This is a genomic window from Streptomyces sp. NPDC086519 (assembly GCF_040686075.1).
Classification (GTDB): domain Bacteria; phylum Actinomycetota; class Actinomycetes; order Streptomycetales; family Streptomycetaceae; genus Streptomyces; species Streptomyces shenzhenensis.
Genome location: NZ_JBFBJL010000028.1, coordinates 82,402 through 94,831, shown reverse-complemented (window position 1 = coordinate 94,831; position 12,430 = coordinate 82,402). Strand labels below are relative to the sequence as shown.

11 protein-coding genes are annotated in these 12,430 nt (G+C 67.2%); 6 read left to right on the top strand and 5 right to left on the bottom strand.

Features of this window, described 5'->3' with window-relative positions; all coding sequences use genetic code 11:
• The first annotated feature begins 34 nt into the window (after positions 1-34).
• Genes AB0P24_RS26010 through AB0P24_RS25995 form a run of 4 tightly spaced genes read left to right on the top strand, consistent with a single transcriptional unit; the run spans position 35 to position 2,637 of the window.
• Positions 35-196: a hypothetical protein gene (locus AB0P24_RS26010; protein ID WP_365797913.1), complete on the top strand. Its 162-nt coding sequence runs from the start codon at positions 35-37 to the stop codon at positions 194-196.
• On the top strand, positions 193-831 hold the full coding sequence (locus tag AB0P24_RS26005; protein WP_181803456.1) for an aminodeoxychorismate/anthranilate synthase component II: 639 nt from the start codon (positions 193-195) through the stop codon (positions 829-831). Before AB0P24_RS26010 ends, AB0P24_RS26005 begins: the two co-directional genes overlap by 4 nt.
• Entirely contained in the window at positions 828-1,868 is a 1,041-nt protein-coding gene (locus AB0P24_RS26000; protein ID WP_365797910.1) for a class E sortase, read from the top strand. The genes AB0P24_RS26005 and AB0P24_RS26000 overlap by 4 nt, the downstream gene beginning before the upstream one ends.
• A 19-nt stretch (positions 1,869-1,887) precedes the next feature.
• Positions 1,888-2,637 carry a class E sortase gene (locus AB0P24_RS25995; RefSeq protein ID WP_365797908.1) on the top strand — a complete coding sequence of 250 codons (750 nt, stop codon included), beginning with the start codon at positions 1,888-1,890 and terminating at the stop codon, positions 2,635-2,637.
• Between the two features lie 97 nt (positions 2,638-2,734).
• On the opposite strand, the gene AB0P24_RS25990 is transcribed toward AB0P24_RS25995, so the two are convergent.
• A complete protein-coding gene (locus AB0P24_RS25990) occupies positions 2,735-3,766 on the bottom strand; it encodes a restriction endonuclease (protein WP_365797906.1) in 1,032 nt (343 codons plus the stop codon).
• A 318-nt stretch (positions 3,767-4,084) separates the two neighbouring features.
• Between AB0P24_RS25990 and AB0P24_RS25985 the strand changes: the two genes are divergently transcribed.
• Positions 4,085-4,498 (top strand): hypothetical protein, encoded by a 414-nt coding sequence (locus AB0P24_RS25985; protein ID WP_365797904.1) that lies wholly within the window; start codon positions 4,085-4,087, stop codon positions 4,496-4,498.
• 102 nt (positions 4,499-4,600) lie between these two features.
• Positions 4,601-5,605, top strand: a complete 1,005-nt coding sequence (locus AB0P24_RS25980; RefSeq protein WP_365797902.1) for a hypothetical protein — start codon at positions 4,601-4,603, stop codon at positions 5,603-5,605.
• A gap of 77 nt (positions 5,606-5,682) precedes the next feature.
• Here AB0P24_RS25980 and pknB read toward each other — a convergent pair whose 3' ends face one another.
• The 4 genes from pknB to AB0P24_RS25960 all read right to left on the bottom strand — a co-directional run bounded on the left by pknB (position 5,683) and on the right by AB0P24_RS25960 (position 12,378).
• Positions 5,683-7,674 carry a Stk1 family PASTA domain-containing Ser/Thr kinase gene (pknB, locus tag AB0P24_RS25975; RefSeq protein WP_365797900.1) on the bottom strand — a complete coding sequence of 664 codons (1,992 nt, stop codon included), beginning with the start codon at positions 7,672-7,674 and terminating at the stop codon, positions 5,683-5,685.
• Between the two features lie 169 nt (positions 7,675-7,843).
• Positions 7,844-9,328 carry a penicillin-binding protein 2 gene (locus AB0P24_RS25970; protein ID WP_365797898.1) on the bottom strand — a complete coding sequence of 495 codons (1,485 nt, stop codon included), beginning with the start codon at positions 9,326-9,328 and terminating at the stop codon, positions 7,844-7,846.
• Positions 9,325-10,773: an FtsW/RodA/SpoVE family cell cycle protein gene (locus tag AB0P24_RS25965; RefSeq protein ID WP_365797896.1), complete on the bottom strand. Its 1,449-nt coding sequence runs from the start codon at positions 10,771-10,773 to the stop codon at positions 9,325-9,327. Before AB0P24_RS25965 ends, AB0P24_RS25970 begins: the two co-directional genes overlap by 4 nt.
• A 27-nt stretch (positions 10,774-10,800) precedes the next feature.
• Positions 10,801-12,378 carry a Stp1/IreP family PP2C-type Ser/Thr phosphatase gene (locus AB0P24_RS25960; protein WP_365797966.1) on the bottom strand — a complete coding sequence of 526 codons (1,578 nt, stop codon included), beginning with the start codon at positions 12,376-12,378 and terminating at the stop codon, positions 10,801-10,803.
• Between the last annotated feature and the right edge of the window lie 52 nt (positions 12,379-12,430).

Sequence of the window (12,430 nt, the reverse complement as noted above, 5' to 3'; positions counted from 1 at the left end):
GATTCTGGTGCCGTGGTGAGACGGAAGGGACGGCATGTACGGCTGGATCTGGCGGCATCTGCCGGGGAACGCGTGGGTGAAGGCGCTGATCTCACTCCTGCTGGTCCTGGCCGCGGTCTACGTCCTCTTCCAGTACGTCTTCCCCTGGGCCGAGCCGCTGCTGCCCTTCAACGATGTGACGGTGGACAACCAGTGAGCGCGCGGATTCTCGTCGTCGACAACTACGACAGCTTCGTCTTCAACCTGGTCCAGTACCTGTACCAGCTGGGCGCCGAGTGCGAGGTGCTGCGCAACGACGAGGTGTCGACGGCGCATGCCCAGGACGGCTTCGACGGTGTGCTGCTGTCGCCGGGCCCGGGAACGCCGGAGGAGGCCGGGGTCTGCGTGGACATGGTGCGGCACTGTGCCGCGACCGGTGTCCCGGTCTTCGGCGTCTGTCTCGGCATGCAGTCGATGCAGGTGGCGTACGGCGGTGTGGTGGACCGGGCGCCGGAGCTGCTGCACGGCAAGACCTCGTTGGTCGAGCACGGCGGCAAGGGTGTCTTCGCGGGGCTGCCCTCGCCGTTCACGGCGACCCGGTACCACTCGCTCGCCGCCGAGCCGGCGACGGTCCCGGCCGAGCTGGAGGTGACCGCCCGTACCCGCGACGGGATCATCATGGGGCTCAGGCACCGTGAACTCCCGGTGGAGGGCGTGCAGTTCCATCCCGAGTCGGTGCTGACCGAGCACGGGCACCGGATGCTGGCCAACTGGCTGGTCGAGTGCGGTGACGAGGGGGCCGTGGGGCGGTCGGCGGGGCTCGCCCCGGTGGTGGGCAGGGCCTCGGCGTGACCGCGCTGCGCCCCGAGCACGAGACCGGTGCCTCGTACGGGGATCAGCCGTACGGGGGGTCGAGCACGCTCGGGGAGACGGCGTTTCTCCCGCCGGTCGACGATCGGACGGCGTATGTGCCGCCGATCGACGAGGAGACCGTGGCGCTGCGGATCCCCGACCCGCCGCCTATATCGGCTTCTGCGGGCACGGCAGGCCCTTCTGGCATCGGACGGCCGGTAGGTGGCCGAGCGGCCCGCAGAAAGGCCGCCAAGCGGCGCGGTGGGCGGCACGGCGGCGCACCGGAGGCGGTGTCGCAGGAGAGCGGAGCGCCGGGGCGGTCGCTCTCCCGGGTCGAGGCGCGGCGGCAGGCACGGTTGCGCAAGCCGAGCCCGGCCGTCGTGGCGAGCCGGGCGATTGGCGAGGTGTTCATCACCACCGGCGTGCTGATGCTGCTGTTCGTCACCTACCAGCTGTGGTGGACGAACGTCCGCGCCCATGCCCAGGCCGGCAAGGAGGCCAGCAGCCTCCAGCAGGACTGGGCGAGCGGCAAGCGCGCCCCCGGTGTCTTCGAGCCCGGTCAGGGCTTCGCCATCCTGCACATCCCCAAGCTGGACGTGGTGGCGCCGATCGCCGAGGGCGTCAGCAATGCCAAGGTCCTCGACAAGGGCATGGTGGGGCACTACGGCGAGGGTGCGCTGAAGACCGCGATGCCGCAGGACAAGACCGGCAACTTCGGTCTGGCCGCGCACCGCAACACGCACGGCGAGCCCTTCCGGTACATCAACAAGCTGGTGGCCGGTGACGCGGTGGTCGTCGAGACGCAGGACGAGTACTTCGTGTACAAGGTGACGTCGATGCTGCCGGTGACGTCGCCGAGCAATGTGAGCGTGCTGGACCCGGTCCCGAAGGGTTCCGGCTTCACCAAGCCGGGCCGCTACATCACTCTCACCACCTGCACGCCGGAGTTCACCAGCAAGTACCGGTTGATCGTGTGGGGCAAGATGGTCGAGGAACGCCCGCGCAGCAAGGGCAAGCCAGACGCGCTCGTCGAGTAAGGGCAGAGGCAGAGGAACAGTGGCAGCGACCGCCGACGACACCGAAGAGCAGACCGACGCGCCGGACGCGGCGTCCGTACCGGGGCGGCGGCCGATCGGCCGGATCGCGATGGCGGTCAGCGTTCTGGGTGAACTCCTCATCACGGCCGGCCTGGTGCTCGGCCTGTTCGTCGTCTACTCGCTGTGGTGGACGAACGTCGTCGCGGACCGCAAGGCCGACCGGGAGGGCGAGAAGGTCCGGGACACCTGGGCTCGGCAGGACACCGGCCCGGGCGCGCTGAACACGAAGAACGGCATCGGCTTCCTGCACGTGCCGTCGATGAGGAACGGCGAGGTACTCGTCGAGAAGGGCACGTCGACGGACGTCCTGAACAACGGCGTGGCCGGCTACTACACGGACCCGTCCAAGGCCACGCTCCCCACCACCGGCAAGACCGGCAACTTCACCCTCGCCGCCCACCGCGACGGCCACGGCGCGAAGTTCCACAACATCGACAAGGTGAAGGTCGGCGACCCGGTCGTCTTCGAGACCCGCGACGACTGGTACGTCTACAAGGTCTACGACATCCTCCCCGAGACCTCGAAGTACAACGTCAAGGTCCTCTCCCAGATCCCCAAGGAGTCCGGCAAGACCAAGCCGGGCCACTACATCACCCTGACGACGTGCACGCCGGTGTACACGAGCCGGTACCGGTATGTGGTGTGGGGGGAGCTGGTGCGGGTGCAGAAGGTGGACAGCGAGCGGACACCGCCGAAGGAGCTGCGGTGACTTGAGTGAGTTCCGGGAGCTCACTCGTCTAGCCTGACGAAGGCCCGAAGCCGCAACTACTCCTTGCGACTTCGGGCCCTTTCCCGTCACGTCGCGCTTACTCCAGGATCTTCAGCGGTTCCCCGGCGCTCCAGTCCTCCAGCGCCCCACGGTGTACGGCGGTGATCCCGGCTTCGGCGGCGATGTCCAGGGCCTCCGCTGTGAAGGGGCACGTCGCCACGTAGAGCGCCACGTCCGCGCTGTACAGGACCTTCGCCGCTCCGATGAACTTCTGGACGTCGGGGCTGGTGATATTGAGGTAGGGCGCGAACCTCTTGCACTGGACGACGAGGCGCCGTCCGTCGGCCGTGAGTCCGATGATGTCGACGCCCCGGTCGCCATGACCGCCCTGGACGACGACGTTGGTGCATCCGTCGCGGATCAGCAGCTTGGCGATGTGGCGCTCGAACGTGCGGCCGTTCATGGCGTCCATGGCGGCCATGACTCCGATGGCGGGGCGGTCGTCTCGGATCCCTTCGAGCCTCTTCAGCCGTGTGTGGTGCTGGTGGAGTCGCCGCTCGATGCGCTGGACTCCTGCCCGCAGGGCGATCAGCTCTTTGCGGTGCTCGCCCGATGTCTCGATCAGGGCGTTGAACATCGGCACGACGGTCTTGCCGAGGATGTGGGTGATGCGTTGGTCGATGCGGTCGTCGAGGGAGTCGGACTCCTTGTGGACGGGTTTATCCACAGGCTGTGTCCGAGCCAGGTACTCCATGTCGAGGAGGTAGACACGTACTTGACGTGCGACTTCGCTGTCACGGAGCAGCATGGCGACGTTGAGGACGGCTCGCCGGGAGAAGAGGGCGAGGGACCGGGTCCGTGACTGGATTCCACTGAGTTGCTTGAAGTCACTCAGTTGGGATCCGGTCAGGACCTGATAGCCGTTCGCTTTCAACTCCGTGCGGTGATCATGCACGAGTGCCCGGATGGCCTCCATCGTGACGTTGAAGTACGCCGCCACCATCGCCGTCGTCACATGCATCCCGTCCGGCAGCAGTGACAGTGCCTTCACCTTGTCAAGGGCATCGGTGCGGTCCAGCACGCTGCTGCGCAGGGTCTTCGACTCCAGCAGTGCCGATTCGTTGATCACGTTCTGCCCTTCCGTTCTCGGTGTGGCCGTATGGCCAGGGCGGAGACCCGATACCTCGCCCCACCCGTTCAACGACTCGCGACACGCGAAGATGTGATCGGCAAAGGCGCTGAAGTGCGATTCGAGACGAAGAATGACTGGTGCGTCTCCGGCGGAGCTGAACGGTTGACTGGGGCCCTCCGGAGGCCTCAGTGCTGCGGCTTCGGACCTTCTGGGCCCGCTGCGTGCAGGTGAGTTGTCGCTCTGTCCACAAGATCGACTTCGTTGTATCCTCCCTCGAGCGCCGAGGATCGGCGCCTTGATTTGAGGAGTACTGACATGGGCATGAATAAGTTGCTTGCTGCGGGGCTCGTGACTGGCACCGCGCTGGTGGCGGCCCTGGCCACTACGCCGGCTTCGGCGAACCCTGCTGCCGACTGCAGCAGTGGCCAAGTGTGTCTGTACTACAACTCCAGCGCGTACGGGTACGGCGCCGTCTACAAGCAGAGCGCCGATATCTCCGACTACGCGGGCTACACCTTCAAGGCGGGCAACAACGGCAGCGCGGGCGCCGGTCTGTCGGTCAAGAACCACGCGGCTGCCGTTGACAGCTGGTACAACGGCCTCTTCGTCATTTACTACAACAGCAACTATGGCTGCAGCGTGGAGTGCTTCCTCGTCGGCGCGAACAAGACGCTCGACCTTTCGTCCCAGATCAAGAACAACAACGCGTCGGGCCGGTTCGAAGGCTGAGTCGCGGATCTGGAGATCCGTCCGACGGTGGCAGCAGGGGTCTTCGGCCGGTCTGGTGTCGGCCGGAGAGCCCTGCGACGCTTGACGCCCCGAATCCACTTCATGCGCCCCCTGAACCGAAAGACCACGCTTGTGCCCAGCAGCCTCCGCGGCACCACCTTCTCGATCACTCTGGCGTTTTTTCTGGCTGGTTGCGCAGGTGCTGGCGGGGGCGCGAAAGCCGACGGCAAGCCCGATGACGCTCGGAACACAGCGATTGCCAGCCCGCCATCTGTGGTCAAGACGTACGTCTTCGACTCCGCACAGGACAAACCCCTGCCCCTTGATCAATATCTGATGAATTGGGAACAGCTGTCCGTGGTGGCGAAGGCCCAGGCGAAGATCGTCTCAGGTTGCATGGCCAGATTCGGTTTCAACTACTCTTTCCCGGTTTCGCTTCCGCCGCGCACCAGGGAAACTCCCGCCACGCGCATAGACGGTCGCTACGGTCCTCAGAACGCCACGTTGATGGCCAAGTGGGGCTACCACCCCGAGGGCGGAGTCCACGCCGACAAGTCCCAGTCGGCGATGCAACAACCGGATACGGCACCGGGTATCGAGACCGTGCTGCGGGGTACGTCCGACACCAGGAAGAAATTCGGCGCGGGCGGTCAGGTCATTCACGGCCAGAAGGTTCCTGATCACGGCTGTATCGGAGACGCGGCCAAGAAGCTGACCGGCAGCATCGACGACTCGCTCGTCGACCCGCAGATCGCCGTCGACCTCAAATTGCAGACGCTGATCGAGTCTCAGCGTGACCGCCGGACTGAGGCGGTGTTCTCCAAGTGGTCACTGTGCATGAAGGGCAAGGGTTTCAGCTACCCGAATCCGTTGGCGGCGGTGGGTGACACCGCGTGGGTGAAGACAGCCATGCCTACGGCGCATGAACTGCGGACCGCGACGGCCGACGCGGACTGCCGTCACAAGAACAACGTGGTTGGCGTCTGGTACGCCGTCGACCGGGCTTACCAGGAACAGGCCATCGCGGCGAACGCGGCGGTCATGGCCAAGGTCAAGGCAGGACTGACGTTCAAGGTGAAGGCTGCGAGGCAGACCCTGGCGGGCTGACCCGGTTCCAGATCGTGTGAGTGGGCCCCTGCCGCCAATTTCCCGGCAGGGGCCCATCCGTTGTCACGTGCGGAACGTCAGCCGGTGACACCGCCGAAGAAGTTGGTGCCGCCGTTGTTGCCGCCGTTGTTGTTGCCGTTGCCACTGCTCACCGTGGTGAGGGTGATCGTTGTGCTGCCGGGGTCGTTCACGCCGGTGTTGGGCTGCGGATCCTGGTTGGCGACGATCGCGTTGTCGCTGGAGTCGCCGTTGAACTGGATTTTCGTGAAACCGGCCGCCTGCAGGGCCTGCCTGGCTTGGCTCACGGTCTGGCCCCGCACCTCCGGCACGGCCGTCTGCTGCTGGGCCTTGCCGATCTGGATGTTCACCGTGGAGTTCTTGTCGACCTGCTTACCGGCCTGCGGGTCGGTCGAGACGACTTTGCCGACCAGGTTCGGGTCCGTGGTGTCGACCTCGGTGCAGGTGCCGATCAGGTTGTTGGCCGTCATCTGGGCCTTGGCTCCGTCGCAGGTCTGGCCGGCGACGTCGGGGACCGTGGACTTCTCCTCGGCCTTGGCGACCGTGAGGGTGATCGTGGAGCCCTTCTGGACTTCCGCGCCGAGGGCCGGATTCTGGTCCAGGACGGTGCCCGGGTCCTCACCGGACACCTGCTGCTTCGTCTTGACGACGAAGTTGTACTTGTCGCCCTCAAGCGTGGTCTTGGCGTCGTCGATGTTCTGGCCGACGACGCTCGGCACGACGACCTTCGGCGCGCCCGTGGAGACCACCAGGTTGACCGTGGAGTCCTTCTTGACCTCGGTCTTGTAGACCGGGTCCTGGTCGCAGATGCTGCCCTTGGGCTGGTTGTCGCAGGTCTTCTGGGTGAAGGCCAGCTTCAGGCCGATGTTGTCGGCCATCTGTGTGGCCGTCGCCTTGGTCTGCCCGATGAAGTTCGGCGTCTGGACCGTGTCGTTCCCGGCCCCGCCTCCGCCGAACGCCCACTTCCCGATCAGGATCGCGCCGACGAGCACCAGGATGCCCGCGATCACGAGCAGGATCGTGGAGGTGTTGTTCTTCTTCTGCTGGCGGCGGCGGTCCGGGCGTTCGTCGTAGCCGTAGCCGCCGTCGTCGGGGTTCATCGGGGGGAGCATGGTGGTGGCGCCGGCGTCGGAGCGCAGGGCCGTGGTCGGCATGTCGTCCGGGTAGCCGCCGTAGCCGACGGAGCCCATCGCCGCGGTGGCCGCGACGGGCTGGCCGTCCAGGCACGCCTCGATGTCGGCGCGCATCTCGTCGGCCGACTGGTAGCGGTAGTTCGGGTCCTTGACCAGGGCCTTGAGGACGATCGCGTCCATCTCCGGCGTGATCTCGGGGTCGAAGACCGAGGGGGGCTGGGGTTCCTCGCGGACGTGCTGGTAGGCGACCGCGACGGGAGAGTCGCCGACGAACGGCGGGCGTACCGTCAGCAGCTCGTACAGCAGGCAACCGGTCGAATAGAGGTCGGACCGCGCGTCGACCTGCTCGCCCTTGGCCTGCTCCGGGGAGAGGTACTGGGCGGTGCCGATGACGGCCGCGGTCTGGGTCATGGTCATGCCGGCGTCGCCCATCGCGCGGGCGATGCCGAAGTCCATGACCTTGACCTGGCCGTTGCGCGTCAGCATGACGTTCGCCGGTTTGATGTCCCGGTGGACGATGCCGCTGCGGTGGGCGTACTCCAGGCCCTGGAGGATGCCGATGGTCATCTCCATGGCACGCTCGGGCAGGAGCTTGCGGCCGGAGTGGAGGAGTTCGCGCAGCGTCGAGCCGTCCACGTACTCCATGACGATGTACGGGATCGAGACCCCGTCGATGTAGTCCTCGCCCGTGTCGTAGACCGCGACGATCGCGGGATGGTTGAGCGAGGCGGCCGACTGGGCCTCCCGGCGGAACCGGGCCTGGAAGGACGGGTCGCGCGCGAGGTCCGCGCGCAGCGTCTTCACCGCCACCGTGCGGCCGAGCCGCGTGTCATGCGCGAGGTAGACCTCCGCCATGCCACCACGGCCGAGCACGTGGCCCAGCTCGTACCGGCCGCCGAGGCGACGCGGCTCTTCCATAGTTCCCTACCAGCCCTCTCCGTCGGTCCCGACCGGCACGGTTGTGCGGCCGGAGGCTGCCGTCCGGGCCTACCGTACCCGGCTGTGTTTGTGTGACCTGGCCAAGCCCGTAACCCGATACCGGACCGGTATCGCAACGTGCACCGATGTGAAGGGGACGTGAGCGGGGTCACTTCTTGGAGTTGATGACTGCCTCCATCACGCTCTTCGCGATCGGGGCCGCGAGGCCGCCGCCGGAGATGTCGTCACGGTTGGCCTGATCGTCCTCGATCACGACGGCGACCGCGACCGGCTTGCTGCCGTCGGGGAGCTTGGCGTACGAGATGAACCAGGCGTAGGGGTTCGCGCTGTTCTCCACGCCGTGCTGGGCGGTACCGGTCTTGCCGCCGACGGTGACGCCGTTGATCTGCGCGTTCTTGCCCGTGCCGTCCTGGACGACGGTCTCCATCATGGACTGGAGGATCTGGGCGTTGGCGGAGCTGAGCGGCTGGCTCATCTCCTCGGGGTCGGTCTGCGAGATCGTGTCGAGGTTCGACGACTGAAGCTTGTCGATCATGTACGGCTTCATCAGCTTGCCGTCGTTGGCGACCGCGGAGGCGACCATGGCCATCTGGAGCGGGGTCGCGGCGGTGTTGAACTGGCCGATCGAGGACAGCGCGGTCTGCGACTGGTTCATGTTGTCGGAGAAGACCGAGGCGCTGGAGCGGACCGGGGTGAACTGCTCGGCGTCGAAGCCGAACTTCTTGGCCTCGGCGAGCATCTTGTCGTTGCCGAGGTCGGCGCCGATCTTGCCGAAGACGGTGTTGCAGGAGTAGCGCAGCGCGATCCGCATGGTCGCGTTCTTGCAGGGGATGCTGCCCTCGTTCTTCAGCTCGGTGGTGGTGCCGGGCATGACGTAGGGGAGCGGCGAGTTCGTGGCCTCGTCGGCCGACTTGTACAGCCCGTTCTCCAGCGCGGCCGCGGCGGTGACCACCTTGAAGGTGGAGCCCGGCGGGTAGGTCTCGCGCAGCGCCCGGTTCAGCATCGGGTCGTTCGGGTTGTATTTCTTCTGCAGCTTCTTCCAGGCCGCGGCGTCGGTGTCCGAGGTGCCGGCGAAGGCGGAGGGGTCGTACGACGGGTAGGAGGCGAGGGCCAGGATCTTGCCCGTGGAGGGCTCCAGGGCGACGACCGCGCCCTTGCCGCCCTGTGCCTTCAGGCCGTTGTACGCGGCCTTCTGCGCGGCCGCGCTGAGGGTGGTGACGACGTTGCCGCCCTGCTTCTGCTTGCCCGTGATCATGTCGAGGGTGTTGCGGAAGAAGAGCCGGTCGTCGTTGCCGGTGAGGATGCCGTCCTCGAGGCTCTCCAGCTGGTTGGCGCCGAAGGCCTGGGAGGCGTAGCCGGTGACCGGCGACCACATGGGGCCGTTCTTGTACGTGCGCTTGTACTTCAGGTCGTTGAGACCGGAGGGGCTGGACGCCGTGGAGCCGGTGATCGGGTTGCCGTCGACGATGATGTCGCCGCGCGGGGTGGAGTAGCGGGCGATCGTGACGCGGCGGTTGGCGGGGTCCTCGCGGAGGGTGTCGGCCTTGACGTACTGGAGCCAGTTGTCGCGCAGCAGGAGGGTGAGGACCAGGAGGCCGCAGAAGATAGCGATCCGGCGCAGGGGCTTGTTCATGAGGGGCGGACCACCTGGGTCATCTCGGCGTCGGGGTTGCTGGCGGGGGCCGGTGCCGGGCGGCGGGCGGTGTCGCTGATGCGGATCAGCACGCCGATGAGCGCCCAGTTGGCGATCACGGAGGAACCGCCGTACGCGAGGAACGGCATCGTCATACCGGTGAGCGGGATGAGCCCCATCACACCGCCGGCGACGACGAAGACCTGGAGGGCGAAGGCGCCGGAGAGGCCGACGGCGAGCAGCTTGCCGAACGGGTCGCGGGCGGCGAGCGAGGTGCGCAGACCGCGCTCGACGATCAGGCCGTAGATGAGCAGGATCGCCATCAGGCCGGCCAGGCCCAGCTCCTCGCCGAAGGTGGCGAGGATGAAGTCGGAGTTGGCGGCGAACCGGATCAGGTCGGAGTGGCCCTGGCCGAGGCCGGTGCCGAGGGTGCCGCCGGAGCCGAACGCCCACAGGGCCTGCATGGCCTGTTCGGAGTGGAGGATGCCGTCGTTGCTGCCCGTGCGGCTGAGCGTGTACTCACGCATGGGGTTCAGCCAGGCCTGCACACGGGTCTGGATGTGCGGTTCGAAGCTGGCCACGCCGACGGCGCCGGCCGCGGACATCAGCAGACCGAAGACGATCCAGCTGGTCCGCTCGGTGGCGACGTACAGCATGATGATGAACATTCCGAAGAACAGCAGCGAGGTACCGAGGTCGGTCTCGAACACCAGGATGAGGATCGAGATGAACCAGACGACCAGGATCGGGCCCAGGTCGCGGCCGCGCGGCAGGTAGAGGCCCATGAAGCGGCGGCTGGCGAGCGCGAGGGCGTCCCGCTTGACCATCAGGTAGCCGGCGAAGAACACCGCGAGGACGATCTTCGCGAACTCACCGGGCTGGATGGTGAAGCTGCCGACGTGGATCCAGATCTTGGCGCCGTACACGTTGGCGCCGAGGCCCGGGACCAGCGGGAGCAGCAGGAGGAAGAGCGCGGCCACCATGGAGATGTAGGTGTAGCGCTGGAGTGCTCTGTGGTCCTTGAGGAAGATCAGGACGACGATGAACAGCGCGATGCCCATCGCGGTGTACAGCAGCTGGTTGGTGGCCTTGCCGCCCGAGACGTGGATCGACTGGAGCAGCTTGGACTGGTCGAGTCTCCAGATGACGACCAGGCCGAGGCCGTTGAGGAGGGTGGCCAGCGGCAGCAGCAGCGGGTCCGCGTACGGGGCGAACTTGCGGACGGCGAGGTGGGCGACGCCGGCCAGCAGGCCGAGGCCCAGGCCGTAGCTCAGCAGTCCGGCGGGGACCTTGTCGTTGATGGCCAGGCCCACGTTGGCGTAGGCGAACACCGGGATGGCGACGGCGAACACCAGCAGCGCGAGCTCGGTGTTGCGCCGGCTCGGGGTGCCGATGGAGCCGATCGTGGACGTGTGGTTCGTCGACGTGTTGGTAGTACTGCTCATCGTGTGACGGGGCCTCTCACGGCTTGCCTATTGCTTACCGCACAGCGAGACGACCTTCTGCTCATCCTCCGAGAGGGTGGGGCCGGGGCTGGGGGTCGCTGAGGGGGACGGGGACGGTGACGCCGTGGCGGACGCCGACTTCGAAGGGCTTGGCGAGGCCTTGGACGTGAGAGAGGTCTTGGTGGTTCCCGTGGTGCCTCCGGCCTCGCCCTGGCCGGTCTTGGAGCTGGTCTTGGAGCTGGTCTTGGACTCGGCGGCGGTGCGCTCCGACTCCTTCTTGCAGGCGGAGGCCTGCACGGCCAGCTCCTGGACCTTGGACCGGGCGTCCTTGAGACCGCCCTCGGCGATGGTGGCCTTGACCTGCTTCTGCTGGTAGGGCGGCAGGTACTTGAGTTCGATCTCGGGGTGGTCGGTCTCCACCTTCGACAGCGACACCCAGGCCAGGTCCTGGCTGATGCCCTGGTACAGCGCGACGTGCTCGCCGTTGGCGCCGACGTAGTACTGGGTCTGCGTCCAGCGGTAGCCGCCGTACAGGCCCCCGCCGATGACGGCGAGGGCGAGCACGCTGTAGAAGGATCTCTTCAGCCATGTGCGCCCCTTGCGGGGCTTGACGAAGTCGTCGTCGGTGTAGTCGCCGAAGCTGCCGGCCGGGACGTAGCCGGTGGTGTCGCCGGAGCCGGGCGGGCCGAACTCGCCGCCGCCACCGTGCCGGGGGCCCTGGCGGCCGAGGCTGGCGGCGCGGCCCGCCGGGGTCTGCATGAACCCGTTGTCGTGCAGGTGCTGCTGGTTCTCGGCGACGGCGCCGACCACGACCGGCGTGTCGGAGAGCTGTCCGGCGAGGGTGTCGCCGGTGTCCAGGTCGAGGACGTCCGCGATGATGACGGTGATGTTGTCGGGGCCGCCGCCGCGCAGCGCGAGCTGGATCAGCTCCTGCACGGTCTCCTGCGGCCCCTGGTAGCTGGCGAGGGTCTCTTCCAGGGTCTGGTGGGAGACGACCCCGGAGAGCCCGTCGGAGCAGATGAGGTACCGGTCGCCGGCGCGCACCTCGCGGATCGACAGGTCCGGCTCGACGTGGTCGCCGCTGCCGAGCGCGCGCATGAGCAGCGAGCGCTGCGGGTGGGTGGTGGCTTCCTCTTCGGTGATGCGGCCCTCGTCGACGAGCCGCTGCACCCAGGTGTGGTCCTGGGTGATCTGGGTGAGCACGCCGTCGCGGAGCAGGTACGCGCGGGAGTCGCCGACGTGTACGAGGCCGAGGCGCTGTCCGGTCCACAGCAGGGCGGTGAGGGTGGTCCCCATGCCCTCCAGCTGCGGGTCCTCCTCCACCATGGCGCGCAGCTGGTCGTTGGCGCGCTGCACGGCGTGGCCGAGGGAGGTGAGGATGTCGGAGCCGGGCACGTCGTCGTCGAGCGTGACGAGGGTGGAGATCACCTCGGAGGAGGCCACCTCGCCGGCGGCCTGGCCGCCCATGCCGTCGGCGATGGCGAGCAGGCGGGGACCGGCGTAACCGGAGTCCTCGTTGCCCTCCCGGATCATGCCTTTGTGCGATCCGGCGGCGAAGCGCAGTGACAGACTCATGCGCACCTCGCCCGTCGGCTCCGGGTACATCCGCACGGTGCCCACCCTCCGGTCGGGAGCGCGCCGGGGACCGGCGTCCGGT